This window comes from Actinophytocola sp. NPDC049390 (assembly GCF_044466355.1).
Lineage (GTDB): Bacteria > Actinomycetota > Actinomycetes > Mycobacteriales > Pseudonocardiaceae > Actinophytocola.
In genome coordinates this window covers 234,748-258,358 of record NZ_JBITMQ010000015.1, presented here as the reverse complement: position 1 = coordinate 258,358, position 23,611 = coordinate 234,748, and the positions used below count along the sequence as shown (strand labels likewise).

At 70.9% G+C, this 23,611-nt stretch carries 21 protein-coding genes; 6 read left to right on the top strand and 15 right to left on the bottom strand.

Going from position 1 to position 23,611, the window contains the following annotated elements; translation table 11 throughout:
- Positions 1-90 precede the first annotated feature (90 nt).
- The 3 genes from ACIBVP_RS35895 to ACIBVP_RS35885 form a co-directional block, all read right to left on the bottom strand.
- The gene (locus ACIBVP_RS35895) at positions 91-2,442 is read right to left on the bottom strand and encodes a glycoside hydrolase family 65 protein (protein ID WP_396110911.1); all 2,352 of its coding nucleotides are present in this window, start codon (positions 2,440-2,442) and stop codon (positions 91-93) included.
- Complete coding sequence (locus ACIBVP_RS35890; protein ID WP_396110910.1) at positions 2,439-3,161, bottom strand: HAD family hydrolase; 723 nt, start codon at positions 3,159-3,161, stop codon at positions 2,439-2,441. Before ACIBVP_RS35890 ends, ACIBVP_RS35895 begins: the two co-directional genes overlap by 4 nt.
- 64 nt (positions 3,162-3,225) lie before the next feature.
- Entirely contained in the window at positions 3,226-3,936 is a 711-nt protein-coding gene (locus ACIBVP_RS35885; RefSeq protein ID WP_396110909.1) for a PaaX family transcriptional regulator C-terminal domain-containing protein, read from the bottom strand.
- Positions 3,937-3,979: 43 nt separating this feature from the next.
- On the opposite strand from ACIBVP_RS35885, the gene ACIBVP_RS35880 reads away from it, so the two are divergent.
- Entirely contained in the window at positions 3,980-5,587 is a 1,608-nt protein-coding gene (locus ACIBVP_RS35880) for an acyl-CoA dehydrogenase family protein (RefSeq protein ID WP_396110908.1), read from the top strand.
- Here the strand turns inward: ACIBVP_RS35880 and ACIBVP_RS35875 are convergent.
- Entirely contained in the window at positions 5,571-5,957 is a 387-nt protein-coding gene (locus ACIBVP_RS35875) for a VOC family protein (protein WP_396110907.1), read from the bottom strand. The genes ACIBVP_RS35880 and ACIBVP_RS35875 overlap by 17 nt on opposite strands.
- 22 nt (positions 5,958-5,979) lie before the next feature.
- On the opposite strand from ACIBVP_RS35875, the gene ACIBVP_RS35870 reads away from it, so the two are divergent.
- On the top strand, positions 5,980-6,942 hold the full coding sequence (locus ACIBVP_RS35870) for a zinc-binding alcohol dehydrogenase family protein (protein WP_396110919.1): 963 nt from the start codon (positions 5,980-5,982) through the stop codon (positions 6,940-6,942).
- 155 nt (positions 6,943-7,097) lie between these two features.
- On the opposite strand, the gene ACIBVP_RS35865 is transcribed toward ACIBVP_RS35870, so the two are convergent.
- A complete protein-coding gene (locus ACIBVP_RS35865; protein ID WP_396110906.1) occupies positions 7,098-7,508 on the bottom strand; it encodes a heavy metal-responsive transcriptional regulator in 411 nt (136 codons plus the stop codon).
- Between the two features lie 128 nt (positions 7,509-7,636).
- Between ACIBVP_RS35865 and ACIBVP_RS35860 the strand changes: the two genes are divergently transcribed.
- On the top strand, positions 7,637-9,016 hold the full coding sequence (locus ACIBVP_RS35860; RefSeq protein WP_396110905.1) for a dihydrolipoyl dehydrogenase family protein: 1,380 nt from the start codon (positions 7,637-7,639) through the stop codon (positions 9,014-9,016).
- Positions 9,017-9,842: 826 nt separating this feature from the next.
- Here ACIBVP_RS35860 and ACIBVP_RS35855 read toward each other — a convergent pair.
- Both ACIBVP_RS35855 and ACIBVP_RS35850 read right to left on the bottom strand, forming a co-directional pair.
- A complete protein-coding gene (locus ACIBVP_RS35855; protein WP_396110904.1) occupies positions 9,843-10,496 on the bottom strand; it encodes a transposase family protein in 654 nt (217 codons plus the stop codon).
- 606 nt (positions 10,497-11,102) lie between these two features.
- The gene (locus ACIBVP_RS35850) at positions 11,103-11,672 is read right to left on the bottom strand and encodes a TetR/AcrR family transcriptional regulator (RefSeq protein ID WP_396110903.1); all 570 of its coding nucleotides are present in this window, start codon (positions 11,670-11,672) and stop codon (positions 11,103-11,105) included.
- A 74-nt stretch (positions 11,673-11,746) separates the two neighbouring features.
- Between ACIBVP_RS35850 and ACIBVP_RS35845 the strand changes: the two genes are divergently transcribed.
- Entirely contained in the window at positions 11,747-13,477 is a 1,731-nt protein-coding gene (locus ACIBVP_RS35845) for an ABC transporter ATP-binding protein (RefSeq protein WP_396110902.1), read from the top strand.
- A gap of 251 nt (positions 13,478-13,728) precedes the next feature.
- Here ACIBVP_RS35845 and ACIBVP_RS35840 read toward each other — a convergent pair whose 3' ends face one another.
- The 3 genes from ACIBVP_RS35840 to ACIBVP_RS35830 are packed head-to-tail and all read right to left on the bottom strand — an operon-like array spanning position 13,729 to position 16,206.
- On the bottom strand, positions 13,729-14,784 hold the full coding sequence (locus tag ACIBVP_RS35840; RefSeq protein WP_396110901.1) for a Gfo/Idh/MocA family protein: 1,056 nt from the start codon (positions 14,782-14,784) through the stop codon (positions 13,729-13,731).
- On the bottom strand, positions 14,769-15,413 hold the full coding sequence (locus ACIBVP_RS35835) for a ThuA domain-containing protein (RefSeq protein WP_396110900.1): 645 nt from the start codon (positions 15,411-15,413) through the stop codon (positions 14,769-14,771). The genes ACIBVP_RS35840 and ACIBVP_RS35835 overlap by 16 nt, the downstream gene beginning before the upstream one ends.
- A gap of 10 nt (positions 15,414-15,423) precedes the next feature.
- On the bottom strand, positions 15,424-16,206 hold the full coding sequence (locus ACIBVP_RS35830) for a metal-dependent hydrolase (protein WP_396110899.1): 783 nt from the start codon (positions 16,204-16,206) through the stop codon (positions 15,424-15,426).
- 99 nt (positions 16,207-16,305) lie between these two features.
- Between ACIBVP_RS35830 and ACIBVP_RS35825 the strand changes: the two genes are divergently transcribed.
- Positions 16,306-17,541 carry a pyroglutamyl peptidase gene (locus ACIBVP_RS35825; RefSeq protein WP_396110898.1) on the top strand — a complete coding sequence of 412 codons (1,236 nt, stop codon included), beginning with the start codon at positions 16,306-16,308 and terminating at the stop codon, positions 17,539-17,541.
- Here the strand turns inward: ACIBVP_RS35825 and ACIBVP_RS35820 are convergent.
- The 5 genes from ACIBVP_RS35820 to ACIBVP_RS35800 form a co-directional block, all read right to left on the bottom strand.
- Complete coding sequence (locus ACIBVP_RS35820; protein ID WP_396110897.1) at positions 17,530-18,033, bottom strand: hypothetical protein; 504 nt, start codon at positions 18,031-18,033, stop codon at positions 17,530-17,532. The two genes, ACIBVP_RS35825 and ACIBVP_RS35820, sit on opposite strands and share 12 nt — an antisense overlap.
- On the bottom strand, positions 18,030-18,935 hold the full coding sequence (locus tag ACIBVP_RS35815) for an LLM class F420-dependent oxidoreductase (RefSeq protein WP_396110896.1): 906 nt from the start codon (positions 18,933-18,935) through the stop codon (positions 18,030-18,032). The genes ACIBVP_RS35820 and ACIBVP_RS35815 overlap by 4 nt, the downstream gene beginning before the upstream one ends.
- A 16-nt stretch (positions 18,936-18,951) precedes the next feature.
- Positions 18,952-19,212, bottom strand: coding sequence for a DUF3040 domain-containing protein (locus ACIBVP_RS35810; protein WP_396110895.1), 261 nt, complete (start codon positions 19,210-19,212; stop codon positions 18,952-18,954).
- A gap of 85 nt (positions 19,213-19,297) precedes the next feature.
- Positions 19,298-19,636, bottom strand: coding sequence for an STAS domain-containing protein (locus ACIBVP_RS35805; protein ID WP_396110894.1), 339 nt, complete (start codon positions 19,634-19,636; stop codon positions 19,298-19,300).
- Positions 19,637-19,648: 12 nt separating this feature from the next.
- Positions 19,649-21,631, bottom strand: coding sequence for a SpoIIE family protein phosphatase (locus tag ACIBVP_RS35800; protein WP_396110893.1), 1,983 nt, complete (start codon positions 21,629-21,631; stop codon positions 19,649-19,651).
- A 119-nt stretch (positions 21,632-21,750) separates the two neighbouring features.
- Here ACIBVP_RS35800 and ACIBVP_RS35795 point away from each other — a divergent pair.
- A partial coding sequence (locus ACIBVP_RS35795; RefSeq protein ID WP_396110892.1) for a HAMP domain-containing protein occupies positions 21,751-23,611 on the top strand: 1,861 nt, incomplete at its 3' end.

Genomic DNA, 23,611 nt, shown 5'->3' with positions numbered 1-23,611 from the left:
CGTGGCCACCCGCTACGACAAGCTGGCGGTCCGGTACGAAGCCGTCGTCCATCTGGCCGCGATCAACGAGTGGCTACTTTGAAACACGGCCTAGAACTTCGGCGTGCGCCGCCGGGGTGCACGCCCGTGCGGCTGGCCCGGCGCTGTTCTCTTGGGAAGCGCCGGGATGGGCCGTCGCTCGACGGTGCCGAGTGCCAGCGGTACCCCCTCGCCATGGTGCCGCACCGTCAGCGACGGCCCTTCCAGCAGCGTGTACGACGCGCTCTCCTGGTCGATCTCCACGGAGAACCGGCTGCCCCGGTACGTCAACCGGAACGCGAGCCGGGTCAGCGCCTCCGGCAGCCGTGGCGCGAAACGCAGCGACCGGTCGTGGTCGCGCATCCCGCCGAACCCGGCGACCGCCACCGTCCACGCACCGGCGAGCGACGCGATGTGCAGGCCGTTGCGCACGTTGTTGTGCAGGTCGTGCAGGTCGGTCAGCGCGGCCTCGGCGAAGTAGTCGTAGGCGAGGTCGAGGTAGCCGACCTCGGCCGCCATGACCGCCTGGACGCACGCCGACAGCGACGAGTCCCGCACGGTCAGCGGCTCGTAGTAGTCGACGTTGCGGACCTTCTGTTCGAACGTGAAGTGGTCGCCACGCGTGTACATGGCCATCACGAGGTCCGCCTGCTTCACGACCTGCTTGCGGTACAGGTCGAAGTACGGGTAGTTCAGCAGCAGCGGGTAGTGGTCCTGCGGCGTGTTGTCGAAGTCCCACCTCGCGTGCTCGGTGAACCGCTCCGACTGCGGGTGCACGCCGAGCATCTCGTCGTAGGGCACCACCATCTTGTCCGCGGCCGCGCGCCACGCCTCCACCTGCTCCGGCGTGACCCCGAGCCGTTCCGCGACCTCGGGCTGCCGCTCGCACACCGCGGCCGCCTCACGCAGGTTCCGTTGCGCCATCAGGTTCGTGTAGACGTTGTTGTCCACGACCGCGGAGTACTCGTCCGGCCCGGTCACACCGTCGATGCGGAACCCGCCGTGCACGTCGTGGTGCCCGAGCGAGCACCACAGCCGCGCCGTGTCCACCAGGATCTCCGCGCCGTGGTCGCGTTCGAAGTCCGTGTCCTCGGTGGCGGCCAGGTACCGGACGACCGCGTCGGCGACGTCCGCCGACACGTGGAACGCGGCCGTGCCGGCGGGCCAGTACGCCGAGCACTCGGCGCCGTTGATCGACCGCCACGGGAACGCGGCGCCTCGCAGCCCCAGCGCCTTCGCGCGCTCGCGGGCCTTGTCGAGCGTCGAGTGCCGCCAGCGCAACGCGTCGCGCGCGGACTCCGGCACGGTGTAGGTGAGCACCGGCAGCACGAAGGTCTCGCTGTCCCAGAAGGAATGCCCGTCGTAGCCGGGGCCGGTGAGGCCCTTGGCGGGGACCGCGCGGGACTCGCCGCGGGCACCCGCCTGCAGGATGTGGAACAACGCGAACCGCACCGCCTGCTGCAGTTCGGCGTCGCCGTCCATCTCCACGTCCGCGGTGGCCCAGAAGTCGTCGAGGTACGCGCGCTGCTCGGCCAGCAGGCCCTCCCAGCCGGTCTGGCGGGCGCCGGAGAGCGCGGCGTCGACCTGCGCGCGCAGCGCGGGCGCGGACCGGCGGGCCGACCAGCCGTACGCGACGTACTTGGTGACCCGCAGGCACGACCCCGACGGCACGTCGACCGCCGCGGTCAGCCGGGCGAGGTCGTCGGCGGCCTGGATGTCGCAGCGCAGACCGTCGTCGGTGTCCAGCTCGTGGTCCATCGCGGCTGCCATCCGCAGCCCCGACCTGCGGGTCTGGTGCACCAGCACGGCGTGGCAGTCCTCCGCGAACGCGTCCTCCGCGACGAGCGGCGCGTTGAGGGTGGCGGCCACGCGCGGGTCCTTGGACCCGGAGTCGATCGGTTCGTTCGCGAGCAGGTCGGACTGGACGACGAGCTGCACGTCGCCGTCGAGCGGCTCGACCTCGTAGTGGATCGCGGCGACCGCGCGCTGGGTGAACGACACCAGCCGCTCGGTGCGCACCCGGACCCGCCTGCCGGTCGGCGACTCCCACACGGTGTCGCGGCGCAGCGTGCCGGACCGGAAGTCGAGCACGCGGTGGTGCTCGACCGCGCGGCCGTACCGCATGTCGAGCGGCTCGTCCTGCACCAGCAACCGGATGATCTTGCCGTCGGTGACGTTGACGACCGTCTGGCCGTCCTCCGGGTAGCCGTAACCCGCTTCCGCGTAGGGGAGCGGGTGCTGCTCGTAGAAACCGTTCAGGTAGGTGCCGGGCAGGCCGGTGGGCTCACCCTCCTCCAGCGACCCGCGCATGCCGATGTGCCCGTTGGACAACGCGAACACCGACTCGGTTCGCTCCAGCGCGCCGAGGTCGAGGGTGTTCCACTGCAGCTGCCAGGGATCGACCTGGAATCCGTGCTTCTTCATGACTCGTCCAGCAGCTGGGCGAGGTCGGTGACGACGACGTCCGCGCCGTGGGCACGCAGCTCCTCGGCCTGCCCGACCCGGTCGACGCCGACGACGAACCCGAAGTGGCCCGCTTTGCCCGCCTGCACCCCGGACAGGGCGTCCTCGAACACGGCCGCGTTGGCGGGTTGCGCCCCGAGCGCCTCCGCACCGGCGACGAAGGAGTCCGGGGCGGGCTTGCCGAGCAGCTTCCGCTCGGCGATCACCACGCCGTCGACCCTGGCCTCGACGTACTGCGCCAGGTCGGCGGCGTCGAGCACCGCCTTGCCGTTGGCCGACGAGGTCACGACCCCGATCCGCAGCCCGGCCGCTTTCGCCGCCTTCAGGTAGCGCACGGAACCGGGGTAGGGGTTGACGCCGCGCTCGGCGATGATCTCCTGCACCCGCACGTTCTTGCGGTTGCCGACGCCCTGGACCGTGTCGTCCGACGGCGGCGCGTCCGGTGGGCCGTCCGGCAGCTCGATGCCGCGCGAGGTGAGGAACGCGCGCACCCCGTCGAAGCGCGGCCGTCCGTCGACGTAGTTGTTGTAGTCGGCCTCGGAGAACTCGGGCAGCCCGCGCCGCGCCAGCAACGGGTCGAAGGTCTCCTTCCACGCGGCGCGGTGCAGCGCGGCGGTGCCGGTGAGGACACCGTCGAGGTCGAACAGGCATGCGGTGACGTGGTCTGGCAAGCCGATCACGATGTGCACGCTACCTGCCGACGCGGTCACCTGCCGGACGTCGAGAAGGTGAGTCGCGGCTCTGCTAAACGCCGATGTGTTCGCGCAGTGTGGCCACGAAGTGCTTGTCGAAGTCCTCGTAGCGGGCGCGGAGGCGGTCGCCCGGCCAGTCGTCCGGGAGCAGCTCCGGCGGCAGGAGCGGGTCGGCGAGGAAGTGCCGCAGGACCGCCGCGGCCAGGATGAACGTCGACGCCAGGTCGGTCGACTCGGCCAGCGCCTCCTCCAGGTCGCGGGCGTGCGCGGCCCAGCCGTCGAGGTCCCATAGCGTCGCGGCGAGGCCGGGGGAGTCGGGGCGGCCGGTGAGGAACGTGCACTGCTCCGCCACCAGCGCGGGCCGCTCGCGCACGAGGTTGGCGGGCCGCAGCCACGTGCCCTCGCGCAGTTCCCCCAGGCGCAGTTCGGTCATCGCGGCACGGAAGGCGGTGCGTTCCGGCGCGGAGCGGCGGGCCGCGGTCACCACCGCGATCTCCCAGTCGCCGGACCACGGGATCGTCGACGGCGACCTGCTCTGGTCCTGCCTGGTCTGCCGGTCGCGCAGCCGCCGGGTCAGCTGGTAGTCACCCTTGACCTGCGTCAGGTCGCCCGCCGCGACCATCCGGGACAGCGCGACGCGGATCGTGCCCTCCGCGATGCCGAACAGCTCGCCGACCCGCACGAGGCTCCGCGCGGGCAGGCGCGGTGGGTGTGCGCCCAGCAGCGTGCTCAGCACCGCCGACCGCGCCGTCAACGGTCGCATTACACCCTGGTATCGCATGTCGAAGAAATGTAACATTCCATCCATGTCGGCAACACACGTGGTCACGAACCAGGTCCCGCCGCTCGTCGGACACGACGTCGCCGCCGACGCGGCGCTCGTCGAAGGGCTGCACCGCCACGGCGCGGGCTGGGCCGAGGACGAACTGCACGAGCTGGGCAGGCTCGCGGGCAGCGAGGAGGCCCAGGAGCAGGGCCGGCTCGCCAACGCCTACCCACCGGTCCTGCGCACGCACGACCGCTACGGCAACCGGATCGACGAGGTCGAGTACCACCCCGTCTACCACGAGTTGATGACCGTCGCGGTCGAGCGGGGCATGCACGCGGCGCCGTGGCGGGACGAGCGCCCCGGCGCGCACACCGCCCGTGCCGCGCGCTTCTACACGTGGGCGCAGGTCGAGGCGGGCCACGGCTGCCCGATCTCCATGACGTACGCCGTGGTCCCCGCGCTGCGCAACAACCCCGAGCTGGCCACACGCTACGAACCGCTGCTCGCCGCGACCGTCTACGACCCGGGCCTGCGCGTGCCGGACACCAAGCGCGGCCTCACCGCGGGCATGTCGATGACCGAGAAGCAGGGCGGCTCCGACGTCCGTGCCAACACGACCCGCGCGGTGCCGCGGGCCGACGGCAGCTACCTGCTGACCGGGCACAAGTGGTTCACCTCTGCGCCCATGTGCGACCTGTTCCTCGTGCTCGCGCAGGCGCCCGGCGGCCTGTCCTGCTTCATGCTGCCGCGCGTCCTGCCCGACGGCACCCGCAACCGCATGCACCTGCAGCGGCTCAAGGACAAGCTCGGCAACAAGTCCAACGCGTCGTCCGAGGTCGAGTACGACGAGGCGGTCGCGTGGCTGGTCGGCGACGAGGGCCAGGGCGTCCGCACGATCATCCAGATGGTCAACATGACCCGGCTCGACTGCTGCGTCGGCGCCGCCGCGGGCATGCGGCTCGGCGTCGTGCAGGCGACGCACCACGCGACGCACCGGTCCGCGTTCGGCGCCAACCTGGTCGATCAGCCGCTGATGGCGAACGTGCTCGCCGACCTCGCCGTCGAGTCCGAGGCCGCGACGACACTCGCGATGCGCCTCGCGGGCGCCACCGACCGCGCCATGGCGGGCGACGAGACCGAGGCCGCGTTCCGCAGGCTGGGGCTCGCGGTCAGCAAGTACTGGCTGACCAAGCGGGCGTCGGCACACGCGTCGGAGGCGCTGGAATGCCTGGGCGGCAACGGTTACGTCGAGGACTCCGGCATGCCGCGGCTGTACCGGGACGCGCCGCTGAACTCCATCTGGGAGGGCTCCGGCAACGTCGCGGCGCTGGACGTGCTGCGTGCCATGGGGGGCGTCGAGGCGTTCCTGGCCGAAGTGGACACCGCGGCGGGCGCCGACGCACGGCTCGACTCGGCGATCGCCGACGTGCGCAAGCGTTTGGCGGCCGGTCCGCACCAGGCGTCCGCGCGCAGGCTCGTGGAGCGGATGGCATTGACGCTGCAGGGATCCCTGCTGGTCCGGTTCGGTCACCCGGCCGTCGCCGACGCGTTCTGCGCGTCCCGTCTGGACGGTGACTGGGGCGTCGCGTTCGGCACGCTGCCGTCCGGAGCGGACACCAAGGCGATCGTCAGCCGCGTGTTGTGAGCAGGTCCCACCGGTTGCCGTAGAGATCGCGGAACACGGCGACGGTGCCGTAGACCTCGTGCCGGGGCTCCTCCTCGAAGTGCACCCCGGCCGAGGTCATGCGCGCGTGGGCGGCGGCGAAGTCGTCGACATCGAGGAAGAACCCGACGCGCCCGCCGTGCTGGTCACCGATCCGCGCCTCCTGCTCGGGGTTGACGGCCCGGGCCAGCAGCAGCCCGGTCTGCCCACCTGGTGGGTCGACGACGACCCAGCGCTTGCCGTCCCCCTGCGGCAGGTCCTCCCGGAGGACGAACCCGAGCGGGCCGGTGAAGAAGTCGATCGCCTCGTCGTAGTCACGCACGAGCAGCGCGACGAGTCCCAGGTGTGCCATGTGCCCTAACGTAGGTCAGGTGATGCGTGCGTGGCGGGCGACCGGGGGGTTGACCAGGCACGAGACGCCGGTCCCCGTGCCCGGCGCCGGGGAGCTGCTGCTGCGGGTGCGGACGTGCGGCGTGTGCCGGACCGACCTGCACGTCGTCGACGGCGACCTCCCGGTCCACCGGCCGGACGTCGTGCCGGGCCACGAGGTGGTGGGCGAGGTGGTCGAGGCGGCGGGTGCGTTCGCCGTCGGTGACCTCGTCGGCGTCCCCTGGCTGCGGCACACGTGCGGGCGCTGCCGGTTCTGCCTGTCGGGCCGGGAGAACCTGTGCCCGTTCTCCCGGTACACGGGGTGGGACGCCGACGGTGGGTACGCGGAGTACGCGGTGGTGCCCGCCGGGTACGCACTGCGGCTGCCGACGGGCTACTCCGACAGCGAGCTGGCGCCGCTGCTGTGCGCCGGGATCATCGGGTACCACGCGCTGCTGCGCGCCGAGGTGCCCGCGGGTGGACGGCTGGCGGTGTACGGCTTCGGCGGGAGCGCACACCTGGCCGCGCAGGTCGCGGTGGCGCGGGGCGCGACGGTGCACGTGGTGACGAGGAACCCGGCGGCGCGGGAGCTGGCCTTGTCCCTTGGCGTCGCGTCGGCGTCCGCGGGTGCGCCTCCGGAGCCGGTGGACTCGGCGATCATCTTCGCTCCGGCCGGTGAGCTGGTGCCCCGGGCGTTGGCGGCTGTGGACCGTGGCGGGACGGTCGCGATCGCGGGCATCCACCTGACGGACGTGCCGCCGCTGAACTATCGGGAACACCTCTTCCAGGACCGGCAGCTGCGCAGCGTCACGTCGAACACTCGCGCGCAGGCTCGGGAGTTTCTGACTCTTGCCGGGGAGCACCGTCTTGAGGTGTCCACACGGGACTATCCGTTGGCTGAGGCGGATCGTGCTTTGCGGGATCTTGCCGACGGTCGGGTGACGGGGGCTGCTGTGCTGGTCTCGTGAGAGGCCTCCGCGCACGGCTTGTGCACGGGGCTGGGCCCCGCTTGGCGGGCGCGACCCGAGGTCGGTTGAGCCCACGCGGCGGGCGCCTCGCCGGTGGGGTTCCGCACGTCAGCAGCAGCCTGTCGAGCAGCAGTCCGTGTCGCAGCAGTCGTCGGTCAACATCGGGTCACCTCCTTTCCGGGTGCGCACCAGGTGCCCGGCTCGGGATCGAGGCACGGGCCGTCGTCGGGCAGGGAGTCGACCATGCGGACCAGGTCCGCGCGCAACGTCGCGAGCCGGGCGGTCTCCTCGTCGATCTCGGCGATCCGCCGTCGCAGCAGTGCCTCGGCCGGTTCGCACGGGCACTCGCCGGTGTCGCGGAGCGACAGCAGCTCGCCGATCTCCTTCAGGCGCAGGCCCAGCCGCTGGCACCCCTGGATGAACCGCAACCGCTCGACGGCCGAGTCGGGGAACGACCGGTAGCCACCGGACGTGCGGGGTGGTGGCGCCAGCAGGCCGGTTCGCTCGTAGTACCGCACGGTGTCCCGCGGCACGCCCGCCGCCGCGGCCAGTTCTGCGACTCGCATGGGATCGACGGTAAACCTTGGACTCCACTCACATGTCAAGTCGGGACCCGACTAGCCGGATCCGGCCCGGATGCGGCATCGTCAACGCCGCGCGAGGAGCCGTAGCCGATCCGTGGGAGTGATGGTTCATGCCGGAAGTCGATGTGGTCGTGGTCGGGATGGGGCCCGGCGGGGAGGACGTCGGCGCGCGGCTCGCGCGGGCCGGGCTCGACGTCGTCGCGGTCGACGGGCGGCTGGTCGGGGGTGAGTGCCCGTACTACGCGTGCATCCCGACCAAGATGATGATCCGGGCCACCGACGCGCTCGGCGAGGCACGCCGCGTGCCGGTGCTGGCCGGTGGCGCCGACGTCACGCAGGACTGGGCACCCGTCGCGCGCCGGATCCGCGAGGAGGCCACCGACAACTGGGACGACCGCGTCGCCGTCGAGCGGTTCGAGAGCGCGGGCGGCACGTTCGTGCGCGGCTGGGGCCGCCTCACCGCGCCGCGCGAGGTCACCGTCGCCACTCCCGACGGGACCGAGCAGGTGTTCACCGCCCGCCGCGGGGTCGTGCTCAACACCGGCACCGACCCGGCCGTGCCGCCGGTCGACGGGCTCGCCGAGACGCCGTACTGGACCAACCGCGACGCCGTCGCAGTCGAGGAGGTGCCCGGGTCGCTGGTGGTGCTCGGCGGCGGGCCGGTCGGGTGCGAGCTCGCGCAGGTGTTCTCCCGCTTCGGCGCCAAGGTCACGATCATCCAGCACTCCGACCGGCTGGTCCCCGCCGACGAGCCGGAGTCGGGCGAGCTGCTCGCGAAGGCGTTCGCCGACGAGGGCATCACCGTCCGCACCGGGCTGGCCGCCGCGCGCGTGAGCTACGAGTCCGGCCAGTTCCACGTCAAGCTCGACAACGGCGAGGTCGTCACAGCCGACCGCATGCTCGTCGCCGCGGGCCGCAAGACCGACATGAAGGCGCTCGGCGTCGGCACCGTAGGCCTCGACGACAGCGCCCGCGGCGTCACCGTCGACGAGCGGATGCGTGCCGCCGACGGCCTGTGGGCGGTCGGCGACATCACCGGCCACGGCGCGTTCACCCACATGTCCATGTACCAGGCCAGGATCGCCGCCGCGGACATCCTCGGCGCCGACGGCGAGGACGCCGAGACCGCGGACTACCGCGCCACCCCGCACGTCACGTTCACCGACCCGGAGATCGGCTCGGTCGGCCTGACCGAGGCCGCCGCCCGCGAGAAGGGCCTGAACGTCCGCGTCGGCCTCTCCGAACTCCAGAACTCCTCGCGCGGGTTCATCCACAAGGTCGGCAACAACGGGTTCATCAAGGTCGTCGAGGACGCCGACCGCGGCGTGCTGGTCGGCGCGTCCGCCGTCGGCCCGAACGGCGGCGAGATCCTCGGCGCGCTGGTCGTCGCCGTGCACGCCGAGGTGCCGGTGAAGCTGCTGCGCCAGATGATCTACGCCTACCCGACGTTCCACCGCGCCATCGAGGACGCGCTGAACAAGCTGGCGTGACCACTAGCCCCGTAGTTATGGGAACTGGCTGCGAGGCAAGACTGTCCCCCGGGTTCGAGTCGCCCTGTCCTTGCTGGAAGTCCTCGTATGACGGCGAGAGATCTTCTCCGAGCTCGACCGAGGCCGTTGTGACCTACGTCACCTGAATGGATGCCGTCGAAGCTTACGTACGCGCGTGCGTAAGCTTAGCAGCGACATTGAAATGGGCACTTCGGGATGCCCGGCGGGTTTGCGCAATCTGCGTCAACCCTCTTTAATGGGTAGTGGTCGAACCGATCGTGTCCTTCACGCGTCTAGCGGGATCCGGGTTTCGTGTTGGGGCTTGTCGTTCCAATTGTGGAGCACCCCATGCGAAGGAAGGAGCCGATCATGGTTCGGCCACCGTGGTTACCGAGCGGTCGGCCGCGTCGGACACTGGCTGACCAGCTGGAACGCTGGGCGCAGTGGATCAACGCGGTTGACGTGCCTGCTGAGTTACTTGGGGTGAGCGGCTTGGTCCGTTGGACCAGGCCGCTCACCTGGGTACTCCGTCTGGCGGCACGGACAATGCGCTACTGGAGGTAACCCTGGGCGGCGGTCAGGCAAGATGGGTGTTAGGCGCACTCACTGGCTTGATCGCCGCCTTTCGAGCGTCCAACGCGACGCTCGTACATCCAAGATACTGTCTTTAAATCCTTCGCGCAAATCTCAATGCAACTTCTCATCTCTAGTCTTCCCGAACCGGGTATCCAGATCTAAGTCGGAAATTCATCCCAACGATACCCGGCCGGGATTCGTGTCATCGCTCTACAAGCGCGTTGATCCGCGAGCGTTATTCAGAAGTGGTTCACCAGCCGAGGCGGTAGTACTCGAGGGTGGTGATGATGCGGATGAGGTTGGGGAGTTCGGTGAGTCGTCCGCGGTAGCCGGTGGCGAGAATCTTCCAGTTCTTCCAGTGCGCGATGCAGCGTTCGACCGCGATGCGAACTGAAGCCACGCTGCGGTTCCAGATGACGGTGGCGGGGTCATGCTCTTTGTGACCAGGGTGTTTGCGGCGTGGCCGGATCACCTGAGTGCCCTGGTATCCCAGGTCGCCGATCGTGGGAGTGGTGGCGAGGAGCTGGTCGAACCCCGCGGCGGCGAAGCCGGCCCGGTCATGGGTTTTGCCCGGCATGGGATCGGCGACGGCCAGGAGTTGCCCGTCCAGATCACAGAGGACTTGGACCGACAAACCGGCTTCGTGGCGTTTGCCGGAGTAGTTGGCGTCATGGGTGACCCGGTCGGTGCGCCGGTTCCCGACCGGCACCATGGTGCCGTCCACCAGCACCACCCGACCACGCAGGACCTCGGGCAAGGGTGGCCGGTGCAGGCAGGTGACCTGCTCCACCAGCGGCAACATCGCCCGGAAGACCCGCGACACCGTGGGCTGGGAAACACCGAACAGATCAGCCAGCATCGTCTGGGCGGCGTTCGAGCGCAGCAGCACCAGCGTGAGAACCACCCGCCGGTACAACCCCAGCACCGGCCGACGCCCCCGCTTGCAGACCGGCGTCACCTGGTGGATCCGGGCGACCAGCTCCTGGAGCTGAGCGTGATCAAGACCCGTCGTAGACTCGTACCGCAACAGCCCCGCCCTGGTCGATCGTGTTCTGTGGAAGGAAACGATCCTAACCAGACGGGGCTGTTGCGCTACCACCAAGATCAACACTTCTGAATAACGCTCCGCGATTGGTCCTCAATCTGTTCCCAAAGTTCAAGGCAGAGTTGAGAGAGTTCGCACGTACACAGTCCGGGAGGATGAACCCGCAGGTCAGCGGCTTGTTGGGGCGCCTCCAAGTCCGGTCGGCGTGCCGTTCGGCGTCGGCTCGGGCAACGCTTGGGCGTCGAGGGTGGGTCGACGCGAGCTCACCGAGCTCGCCGCTGTGCGCGCTGATGGCGGTGTGTGCTCCTCGACAGGCGTCACCCGAGCTTGGTACTGAGGTTGGGTTGTGCGCGAGCTTGACGGCGCGTGCAGGGTTCCTGTGTTCAGCGAGTGGTTCTACTTGTCAGCGTCGAGCCCCGCCTCGCGTCCCGCCCCACTCCGACTGCATGGGCCTTGGTGCTAGCTCTAAGGGGCGATCGCCTTCTCCAGTGTGCGCAGGCACAGCGTCAGCGCCTCGTGCTTGGGCTTGGCGTAGTCGCGCACCATCTCCCACGCCGTGTACTGCAGGCTCCACAGCACCTGCTGGAACCACTCCGCGGGCAGTCCCGGGTCGATCGTGCCCTCGCGCTGCCCGCGTTCGATGAGCCGCAGCAGCACGCGGTCGTCCTCGGTCTCCTCCTGCCACTCCGGGCGGGTGAGCAGGTCGGGCATGGTGAACAGCAACATCATCACGTCGCCGAGCTCGAAGAACTCCTGGCACAGGCGGACGAGCGCGGCGGGCACGGGTCCGTCGTCGACCCGGGCGCGGGCCGTGGCGTGGCCGACCCGTTCCAGTGCGTCCGCGCTGATCGCGTCGAGCAGGTCGGAGCGTTCCGGGAAGTAGCGGTGCACGGTGGTGCGGCCGACGTTCGCGGCCGTCGCGATCTCACCCATCGACGCGTTCGGCGTCCGCGTGAGCGTCTCGATCGCGGCGTCGAGGATCGCGCGCCGGGTACGCGCACGTACACCTGTCTCCGCCATGACGCCCTCACTCATGGTGCGTAACCGTACTCGGTGCCCAGTATGGAACGAGCTTGACGGTTTTGGAACATTGATGTTCCATTGTGAGCATGAAGATTCCACATCTGCGGGTGTTGTGGTCGTTCGCGCGACCACACAAGGGGGCGCTCGTGGTCGGCCTGGTGCTGGCCCTGCTCGGCTCGGCGGCCGGGCTCGCGACGCCGATGGTCACCAAGTGGGTGCTCGACTCGCTCGGCACGTCCGAGTCGCTGGCCGGGCCGGTCGTGACGCTGCTCGGCGTGTTCGTGGTCGGCGCCGCGATCTGGCTGACGCAGTGGATCCTGCTCGGCACGGTCGGCGAGCGGGTCGTGCTGAACGCGCGGGAGACGATGGTGCGGCGGTTCTTCCGCGCCACGGTGCCCGAGGTTTCCTCGCGGCCGACCGGGGAGCTGGTCACGCGGGTCACCTCCGACACCGTGCTGCTGCGCGAGGCGGCGTCGTCGAGCGTGATCGGGTTGATCAACGGCGTGGTCCTGCTGGTCGGGACGCTGGTGCTGATGAGCGTGCTCGACGGGGTGCTGCTGCTCACGACCGTCGCCGCGGTGATCGTCGTGATCATCCTGTTCGCGCTGCTCATGCCGGGGATCGCGAAGGAGCAGGCGAAGGCGCAGGAACGGGTCGGCGCGCTCGGCGGTGTGCTGGAGGGTGCGCTGCGGGCGATCCGCACGGTGAAGGCGAGCCGCGCGGAGGAGCGGCAGACCGAACGGATCATGGTCGACGCGCGGGCGTCCACGAAGCACAGCATCCGCGCGGTGCGGCGGGAGGCGATCGCGTGGATTGCGTCGTGGTCGGGCATCCAGCTCGCGATCATCGTGATCCTCGGCGTCGGGGCGTGGCGGGTCGGCGCGGGCCTGCTGGAGGTGTCGAGCCTGATCGCGTTCCTGCTGTACGCGTTCCAGCTGATGGAGCCGATCATGGAACTGAGCCAGAACCTGACCGCGCTGCAGTCGGGGATCGCCGCCGCACAGCGGATCCGGGAGGTGGACGCGATCGCGGTGGAGACCGACGTGCCCGGCGCCGGAGCCGGTGCGGCCGGGGGTGGCGGGCCGGTGCTGGAACTGCGGGGCGTGACCGCGGGCTACGGCGGTGAGCCTGCGGTGCGGGACGTGTCGCTGGTGGTGCCCCGGCGCGGCCACGTCGCGATCGTCGGGCCGTCCGGTGCGGGGAAGACGACGCTGTTCTCGCTGGTCATGCGGTTCCTGGAGCCGTCGGCGGGCATGCTGCTGCTGGACGGCCTGCCGTACGGGGAGCAGACGTACGCGGCGGTGCGGTCGCGCATCGCGTACGTGGAACAGGAGACGCCGATCGTGCCGGGGACGATCCGGGACAACCTGCTGTTCACGCACCCCGACGCGACGGAGGACGAGCTGCGGCGCGCGCTCGACGAGGTCCGGCTGGCCGACAAGATCGACGCACTGCCGGACGGGCTGGACACGTCGCTCACGTCGTCGTCGGTGTCGGGTGGCCAGCGGCAGCGGATCGCGCTGGCGCGGGCGATCCTCCGCACGCCGGAGGTGCTGCTCCTCGACGAGGCGACCGCGCAGGTCGACAGCCTCACCGAGGCCGCGATCCACGACTGCATCCGTCGGCGAGCCGCGGCCGGCGCGGTGGTCACGGTGGCACACCGCCTGTCCACGGTCATCGACGCCGACACCATCGTGGTGATGGACGAGGGCCGCGTCCACGCACAGGGCACCCACGAGCACCTGCTGACCACAAGCCCCCTGTACCGAGCCCTGGTAGAAGCCCTGAAAATCAGCACAGAACCAGCCCCCCTCTAACCCACCCCCCGCGAGTCGCGCCCCAGAACAGCGCGAGTCGCGCGCCCAGACATAGCGAGTTGTGTGTTTCGTGCAGGTCCGCAGGGGCCCCGTATGCACGAAACCGACAACTCGATGTGCGCGAGAGCGCGACTCGCCCTGTCTGAGAACGCGACTCGCCCTGTTTGAGAGCGCGACTCGCCCTGTTTGAGAACGCGACTCGCCCTGTCTGGGGGCGCGACTCGCGGTGTTTGGGGGCGTGACTCGCGGGGTTACGGGACTGGGGTGGGGCGGGGGGTGGTGCTCGTGACGGGTTGTGTTTGGCCTTGGTCGGTGGCGTGCAGGAGGGACTCCATGATGTCCAGTACGTGGTAGGCCAGGGTGCCGTTCGCGCGGTGTTCGGTGTTGTTCGCCACGGCGGCTGCCAGGTCGGCTACGCCGGTGCCCCGGCCCGCGTTCCGGTAGCCCGCGTTCGTCGGGACCGTGCGCCATTCCCTGCCGGGCTCGTACAGTTTCACGTCGCCGTCGAAGGCGTTCGGGTCGGGGACCGACAGGGCCCCGTGTGTGCCGTAGACCTCGATGCGCGGCAGGTTCGCGGCCCACACGTCGAAGCTCATCATCAGCGTGGTGATCGCGCCGTTCTCGTGCTCCAGCACGCCGGCCACGTGCGTCGCCACCGCGACCGGGAACTCCGTGCCCGCGCGCGGACCGCTGCCGATCGTCCGCGTCGCTCGCGGCGTCGACGCCAGACCCGTCACCCGCCGCACCGGGCCCAGCAGTGTGACCAGCGCGGTCAGGTAGTACGGGCCCATGTCGAACAGCGGGCCACCGCCCGGCCGGTAGTAGAACTCCGGGTCCGGGTGCCAGCGTTCGTGTCCCGGCGTCACCATGAACGCCGTGGCCGCCACCGGGGTGCCGATCATGCCGTCGTCCAGGCAGCGCCGCGCGGTCTGCGTTCCCGTCCCCAGCACGGTGTCGGGCGCACACCCCACCCGCACCCCCGCCGAGGACGCCGCGGCCAGCACCTCCCGGCCTTCCACTGTGGACAGTGCGAGGGGCTTCTCGCCGTACACGTGCTTGCCCGCGCCGATCGCCGACAGCGCGACGTCCGCGTGCGCCCGCGGGATCGTCAGGTTCAGCACCAGGTCCACGTCGTCGGCCGCGTACAGCTCCTCGGGCCGCAGCATCCGCACGTCCGGCACCGTTCGTGCCGGGTCCAGGTCCGCCGCCGCCACCAGCGACACCCCCGGCAGCCGGGGGAGCGTGTCGAGGTACTGGCCGCTGATGTTGCCGATGCCGACGAGCCCGACCCTCAGCGTGTCGCCCACAGCAGGCCCCTCGTCAGCGTCTCGTGCACGGCGGGCAGCTCCAGGTCGGCCATCCGGTGCCCGATCGCCGTCACGAACACGCGGCCGGCGCCGTGTTGCCGCACCCACATGACCGGCATCGTCGGTGTCCCGATCTCCGGGCGGTCCGGGTCCGGCAGGAACTCGGTGGTCGCCAGCACCTCGTTGCCCGGGTCGGCGTGCAGGTAGTACTGCTCGCTGTGCACCTCGAACGGCTCCACGTCCGCCACGACCTGGTGCTCGCCGACCGGGTGCACCACGTACGACACGAAGTCCTTGTGGTGGTGGATGAACTGGCCGCCGGTCAGCAGGTGGTAGCCGGGCCGGTCGCGGAACGCGTCCACGATCCCGCCGTGCCACCCGGCGAACCCGGTCCCGGCTCGCACCGCCGCGAGCAGCCCGGACAGCTGGTCGTCGGTGATGGTGCCCATCGTCCAGCACTGGACGATCAGATCGATACCGGACAGATCATCGAGATAGGCGTCCAAAGTGGACGAACTGGTCACCGCGTAGTCGTGTTCGGTCAGGAACTTCGCGTACCGGTCGGTCGTCGCCACCGGGTCGTGGCCGTCCCAGCCGCCACGTACCACGAGCGCTCGCTTCGCAGGCATGGCACCCACATTACGGTGCGGCCTCCGCGGGCGGGGTGAACATGCGCTCCACGAACTCGAAGCCGAACTGCCACGCGCCCGGGATCAGCAGCAGGCCCAGCACCGCGAACACCGGGAACACCACCATGCGTTCCACGCGCTTGCCCGTGCGCAGCCGCAACGCCTTGGGCGGGCGCAGCTCGTACCAGGTCTCACCCTTGATGGGGACCGGGAACAGGAACGGGCAGCCGGACTCGGTGATCGCGTCGCCGAGGCAGTGGGTGACACAGCCGACGGCGACGGCGATGCCCATCAGGCCGGACAACCTGCCCAGATCGGCCAGCGGATCGGGGCCCGCCTGGTTCAGCCACCACACCACGGCCGCCGCCGACACGATGATCATCCAGTCGCCGAGCGCGTCCTGCGCCAGCAGCAGACCCAGCACCGCGACGGCCGCCACCGCGTACGGACCGCCCGCCTCGGTGCCCACACTCGCCGCGAAGCCGACGCCCACGGCGAACAGCACGGTGTGCGACAGGTGCCGGTGCGTGCCGCGTTTCCGTTCGTCGCGGGGGCCTTTCGTGACCGCGTAGATCGCGGCCGACGCGTGCCGCAGCAGCCACGACACCGCGCGGGACAACGGGCCGAGCAGCTTCGACGCGCGGGCGTGCGGGTGGTCGAGGTCCGGCAGCAACGCGAAACCGGATGTGGTGACGGCGAACAGCAACGCCTGCTCGATGGACGTCGCCCCGACGAACTGTGCGACGCCAAGCCCCGCGCACCAGCCGGTCAGCGCGTGCGTTCGGCCCATCATCGGCAGTGCCCCCTCTGATCGACAGCGAAGATCAATTATGCCGTGTGTTCGATACCGGACCCTCGCGGCGCGCCGAAGTTCTGCGCGAGGATGGCGCGCATGAGAGTTCGCACCCTGCTCGCGGCCGCCGTTCTCGGGCTGGCCGGAACACTCGTCCCGACCGTCACCGCCGCCGCCGCACCGACGTGCGCCGACCCGGCCGCGCCGCTCACCGTCTCCGAGCGGCGCCTCGCACTGCCCCAACCAGCGGAAATCCTGCGGCGCAGCGGTTTCGACCGCTTCGAGCGCGTGTTCACGCCGTCGCTGTGCCCGCTGCCGAACAACCGCGCCGCCACCGCGGCGATCGGTGTGCAGGGCCGCGCGCTGTGGGCCGCCGCCGTCGCACGCGCACAGGGCAAGCTGCCGCCCGGCACGCTGCCGGTGACCGACGACCGCCCGCTGTACTGGGCACGGCTGCAGCTCACGAAGGCGGTGCGGCAGTGGACACCGTCGTTCGCGCTGTCACCCGCCGACCGCGCCGAGCTGATCGGCGTGCTGGAGCGGACGTCCCGCGGCCAGGACACGATCTCCTACCCGCGTGGCAAGCGGAAAGTCCTGGTCACCGGGTTCGACCCGTTCCAGCTCGACCAGGACATCCGGCGCAGCAACCCGTCCGGCGTCAACGCGCTCGCGCTCGACGGCACCGTGATCGAGACCGCGAACGGCCCGGCACGTGTCGAGACCGCGATGTTCCCGGTGCTGTGGGACCCGTTCGCGGCGGGCATGGTGGAACACACGATCCAGCCGTGGCTGCCGAAGGTCGACATGTTCACCACGGTCAGCCAGGGCCGCGTCGGCCGCTTCGACGTGGAGCGGTACAACGGCCGCTGGCGCGGCGGTTTCCCCGACAACGACAACATCTCGCGCACCGGGGTGATCCCGATCCCGACCGGTGTGCCGACGGTGACCCCCGCGCCCGAGTTCGTGCCGACGACCCTGCCGTACGCGGCGATCGTCGCCGCCCCGACCGGCCGTTTCCCGGTGTACGACAACACATCGGTGACCGAGATCCCGGCGGGCCAGACCACTCCGGTGGTGTCGCCGACCGGTCCGACGCCGGGTTCGGTGGCGCGTGCCGGTGGTGGCGGCAACTACCTGTCCAACGAGATCGCCTACCGCGCGACCCTGCTGCGGGACGCGCTCGGCCTGACCACGCCGGGCGGGCACCTGCACACGCCCGTGCTGCAGTTCGCCCCGGACAACACGACGGAGCTGACCGACCCGGTGTTCGAGCGGAACCAGCAGGACATGGTCGACCAGATCCGTGCGGTGCTGACCGTCGCGCTAGAGGCGTGAGCGCAGGTAGGGGATGAGGTAACGCAACGCCTGGGCGGCGTTCGCGGTGTCGCCGCGCACGACCGCCCAGGCACGCGGGGCCCGGGCGGGCGCGAACGGCGGCGGGCCGGGCACCCCGCGCATCACGTGGAACGACGGCGCACCACCGAATCCGGGCAGCGGCGCGGGTTCCCCGGCCGCCGTGAAGAACGCGCCGACCGCGTCCCGCACCGGCCCGCGCGGCTCGTGCGTGATGGCGACGTCCCCGCCACCGCCGACGAACACCACGACCGCCGGGGCGTACCGCCGCACCAGCACGTCGAACGAGGCCGTCCCGTCCGGCGTGACCACGAGGTAGGTCACGCCGGAGGGCACCGCCATCCGGCCCGTGTGGAACCGGCGGCCCTGCCCGACACCGAGCACGTTCAACAGGACCCCGGTCTCCTCGGCCACCGCCGCGACGACCCCGACATGCCAGCCGTCACCGAGTGCGGCCGCCGCCCGCCGGCTCATCCCAGCAGCGGGCGGACTTCGGACGCGATGAGGTTCAGGTGGTCCAGGTCGGTCATGTCGATGAGCTGCAGGTAGATCCGCGACGCGCCCGCCTCGGCGTACGCGCGGAGCTTCGCCGCCGCCTCCTCCGGGGTGCCCGCGGCGCCGCTGGCCTTCAGTTCGTCGACGTCGCGGCCGATCACCGCCGCGCGGCGGGACACCTCGGCGTCGTCCTTGCCGACGCACGTGGCGACGGCCGCCGAGTACACCAGCTCGCGGCCGTCCGCGGCCTTCCGCACGCGCTCGAACTGCGCCGCCGTCTCGGCGACCGACGCGAACGGCACGTTGAACTCGTGCGCGTACCTCCCGGCGAGCGCGGGGGTGCGGGTTGGGCCGAGACCGCCGATGACCACCGGGATCGGGGACTGGACCGGCTTGGGCAGCGCGGGGGAGTCCGTGAGCTGGTAGTACTTCCCGTCGAACGAATACGTCGAGCCGACCGGGGTGGCCCACAGGCCGGTCACGATCTCCAGCTGCTCCTCGAGCCGGGCGTGCCGCGCGGTGGGGAACGGGATGCCGTACGCGCGGTGCTCCTCCTCGAACCAGCCCGCCCCGAGGCCCAGTTCGACGCGCCCGCCGGACATCTGGTCGACCTGGGCGACCTGGATCGCGAGCACGCCGGGCAGTCGGAAGGTCCCCGCGGTCACCATCGTGCCGAGCCGGATGGTGGACGTCTCACGGGCGAGGCCCGCCAGCGTCACCCACGCGTCGGTGGGGCCGGGCATGCCGTCGCCGGACATGTGCAGGTAGTGGTCGGACCGGAACCAGGCCGAGAAGCCGAGTTCCTCCGCCGACCTGGCCATCGCGAGCTGCGTGTCGTAGGAGGCACCCTGTTGCGGTTCGGTCATGACGCGGAGATCCATGCAGGACATTCTCCGCCTAGTAACGGCCCGCCAGGTGGAGGCAGGCGCCGACGGCGAGTGTCAGGATGCCGAACACCATGAGGACGGCACTCGCCGCGGCAGCGCCGACCACGAACAGCAGGGCGCCGGTCACGTCCACGGCCACCCGCGCCGCCGAGCGCAGGTGCCTGCGTGGTGGCGGCTGGTGGTCGCGCAACATTTTCGTGAACGCCGGATCGGACTCCTCGAACCAGCGTTCGATCTCCCGCAGATGCCGGTCTTCGTCGTGGCTGAGCATCGCGACTCCCACGCCTCGTTGGCCGGGCCCGTCCCGTCCGCCTGTGTGTCGGCGCCGGGTACCCCGTTTCGCCCCGGTCCAACCGTCAGCCGCGGCGTGCGTCCGCCACCGATTCGTACACGGTGAACAGCTCCGCCGTCCGCGTCAGTTCCATGGTCCTCTTCACGAGCGGTCCCGGCACGAGCGCGAGTCGCACGCCGCTCGACTCGGCGAGCGCGGTCATCCGGACGAGGGTCGCGAGACCGAGTGACCCGAAGAACGTCACGTCGGTCAGGTCGACCACGACGCACGGTGTGCCGTCGAGGTACTCCTCGAACGCGGCCGCCAGCTCAGGAGCGCTGACCAGGTCGATCTCACCGTTCACGGTCAGGACCACGCAGTCCTGCGCCGGTCTGGCGACCCGCAACCGCACGTGCTCGGGCATCGGCTTTCCTTCCTAGCCCTGTGGGGGCACCTGTACGGCCACGATCGCGATGTCGTCGCGGTGCGGCTCGGGAGAGAAGTCGTCGACAGCCTGCCGGACGCCCGCGATCACGCCGTCCGCGGTGCGGGGCGTCGCGCGGCGCAACGCCTCGGCGAGGCGCTCCGGGCCGAACAGCTCGGCGCCGCGGCGGTGTTCGGTCACCCCGTCGGTGTAGAACACGAGCGTGTCGCCGGACAGCAGCACGTGGCGGGTCGGGTGTACCGCGAACCGGCGCACCAGCCCGACCGCGCTGCCGTGTGTGCCGAGGTAGTTGACGGTGCCGTCCTCGTGCACGAGCGCGGGCTGCTCGTGCCCGGCCAGCACCAGCTCCACCGCGAGCGACGTCGGGTTCGTGTCCTGGCGGGTGATCACGGCGAGCGCGACGGTCGCGAACTGCGACGGGTCACCCGCCTCCAGCATCATCTCGTTGAGCAGCTCGAACGTCCGGTTGAGCGGTTGCCCGTCACGCAGCAGGACACGCAGCACGTCGCGGACGAGACCGGTGCGGGCGGCGGCCCGCGGGCCCTTGCCGCACACGTCGCCGACGACCGCGAGCCAGCGGTCGCGGCCGAGCGCGAGCACGTCGTAGAAGTCGCCGCCGACGTCCGCGCCCGCGCTGACCGGCAGGTACGCCGCCGCGAACCGCACGTCGTCGGCCACCGGCAGGGCACGCGGGAGCAGTGCCTGCTGCAGTGCCTGCGACGTCGCGGCGTGCGCGCTGTCGCGTTGCGCGTTGTCCAGGGATTGCGCTGCGCGGCGGGCGAGCTCGGTGAGGATCAGCAGCTCCTCCGGCCGGTGCACGCGCTCGGCGGGCCTGCCGACGCTCACCGTGCCGAGCGCGCGGCCGCCGACCCGCAGCGGCACCGCGACCCCGTCGAGCGGGGCGCCGAGCCCGGCGGCCTGCGTGCGGTCGGCCAGCAGGACGCTCAGGGCGCCGTCCGGTTCGGTCAGCGGCGCGAGCCCCTCGCGCAGCGGGCCCATGTCGTCCTCGCGCACGTGGGTGAGCGCCTCGAGCCGCAGCCTGCCGCGGTCGTCCAGCAGGTGCAGCGCGCACCAGCGGCCGAGCCGCGGTACCAGCACCTGCGGCACGATCGCGGCGGTCAGCCGGACGTCGAGGGAGTTGCCGAACATCTCGGTCGCCTCGGCCAGGTACGACATCCACAGCCACTGCTCGCGGTCAGCGCTGTGCTGTTTGTCCGCTTCGATCGCGATCGTGACGCGTTGCGCGGTCAGCTGGGCCAGCTCGGCGGCGCCCGCGGTGTCGGTGTGCACGGTCAGGCGCCCGGACCGCGGCGGTTCCAGCGCCAACGGCACGGTCACCGTGTGCTCGTCCGCCTTCTCGCCGTAGACGGCCAGCAGGTCCTCGCCGTTGTCGTCGGCCAGCACGACCGTGCCGCCCGGGGCGTCGAGCACGTCGCACAGGCGCCGCAGCAGCTCGGTCACCAGCACCGGCAGCGGCGACGGCGGGGCGGGCAGGTGCAGCAGCCAGCGGGCGGTGTCCGGGTCGGGCCACGCCACCGGGGCGGGCGCGGCGGGTGCGTCCGGCTCGGGCGGCGGGGTGGTGGCGCGCAGCGTGAACCACACGTGGTGCCCGCCGCTGTCGTGCCTGCTGCCCCACGCGGCGGCCACGGCGTCGACGAGCACCAGGCCACGGCCGTGGGAGGCGCGCCGGGAGCCGGGCGCGGGCGGCACGCTCCTGCGCAGCTCCATGGGCGCCGAGCCCTGGTCGGTGACCGCCACGGTCAGCTCGACGCCGTCGGCGGCCAGGTCGATGGTGAAGCCGGTGCCCGCGTGCAGCACCGCGTTCTCGCAGAGTTCGCTGGTGAGCAGCACCGCGTCGCCGGCCAGCTCGTCGAGCCCCGCCTCGGCGAGCGCCGACCGGACGAACCGGCGCGCCGCGCTCGGCGCACTGGCCTCGCCTGGGAACCTGGCACGTCGCTCGAACGGGGGCCGCATGCCGAGCAGTCTGCCGGGTGCCCGAAGGCGCTGGTGACGGGGTCGTGTCGGGAACGGCACCGGGCGTGCATGACGACGCTCGTAAACTCCTTGCAAGGGCGAACACCTGGAGGCGACTCATGGCCGGACCAGACGTCACGGCTCGCGACGCCGACCTCGACGGTCTGCTCTCCGAGCTCGTGGCGGCGACGACCGCTGTCCGGAAGGGCCAGTTCGACGTGCGTCTCGCACGTCGAACCGGGCTGGCCGGGCAGGTCGTGGACGGGTTCAACGCAGTCGTGGAGCTGCAGGAACGCCGGAACCGCGACCTGTTGCGGATCAGCAGAGTCGTCGGCCGCGAGGGCAGGATGCTCGAGCGGATGGACTCCGACCAGCTCGACGGCTCGTGGGCGTCGGGCGCGGCCGCGGTGAACTCGCTGATCGACGACCTGGCCAGGCCCACGTCGGAGATCGCGCGCGTGATCGCGGCCGTCGCGGAAGGTGACCTGTCGCAGCACATGGCGCTCGAGATCGAGGGCCGTCCGCTGCGCGGCGAGTTCAACCGCATCGGGCAAACAGTGAACACGATGGTGGACCAGCTGTCGTCGTTCGCGGACGAGGTCACGCGCGTGGCCCGTGAGGTCGGCACCGAGGGCAAACTCGGTGGTCAGGCCGACGTGCACGGGGTGTCCGGTACGTGGCGGGCGCTCACCGACTCGGTGAACACGATGGCGTCGAACCTCACCAACCAGGTGCGGTCGATCTCGACGGCGGCAACCGCGATCGCGCAGGGTGACCTCTCCCGCAAGATCACGGTGAGCGCCCGCGGCGAGATCGCGGAGCTGGCGGAGACGATCAACTCGCTGACCGACACGCTGCGGGTGTTCGCGCACGAGGTCACCCGGGTGGCGCGCGAGGTGGGCACGGAGGGCCGGCTCGGCGGTCAGGCGACCGTGCCGAACGTGGCGGGCACCTGGAAGGACCTGACGGACGCGGTGAACCAGCTCGCCGCGAACCTCACCGACCAGGTGCGCAACATCGCGCAGGTGACGACGGCGGTGGCGAAGGGCGACCTGTCGCAGAAGATCACCGTCGAGGCCCGCGGGGAGATGGTCGCGCTCAAGGACACCGTGAACACGATGGTGGACCAGCTGTCGTCGTTCGCCGACGAGGTCACCAGGGTGGCCCGCGAGGTGGGCACCGAGGGCCAGCTCGGCGGTCAGGCGCAGGTCGAGGGCGTGTCCGGGACCTGGCGGAACCTGACCGAGAGCGTGAACCAGCTGGCGGGGAACCTGACCGGCCAGGTGCGCAACATCGCGCAGGTGACGACGGCGGTGGCGAAGGGCGACCTGTCGCAGAAGATCACCGTCGACGCGCAGGGCGAGATCCTCGCCCTGAAGAACACGGTCAACACGATGGTGGACCAGCTGTCCTCCTTCGCCGACGAGGTCACGCGTGTGGCCCGCGAGGTGGGGACGCAGGGCAAGCTCGGCGGCCAGGCCCAGGTGACGGGCGTCGCGGGCACGTGGCGTGATCTCACCGACAACGTGAACAACATGGCGTCGAACCTGACGAGCCAGGTGCGGAACATCGCGCAGGTCGCGACGGCGGTCGCCGAGGGTGACCTGTCGCAGAAGATCACGGTCGACGCGCAGGGCGAGATCCTGGCGCTGAAGTCGACTGTGAACATCATGGTGGACCAGCTGTCGTCGTTCGCCGACGAGGTCACGCGGGTGGCCCGTGAGGTGGGTACCGAGGGCCAGTTGGGTGGTCAGGCGCAGGTCAAGGGCGTGGCCGGGACGTGGCGGGACCTCACCGACACGGTGAACTACATGGCGTCCAACCTGACGAGCCAGGTGCGCAACATCGCCCAGGTGACCACGGCGGTGGCGAAGGGCGACCTGTCGCAGAAGATCACGGTCGACGCGCAGGGCGAGATCCTGGAGCTCAAGTCGACCGTCAACACGATGGTGGACCAGCTGTCGTCGTTCGCCGACGAGG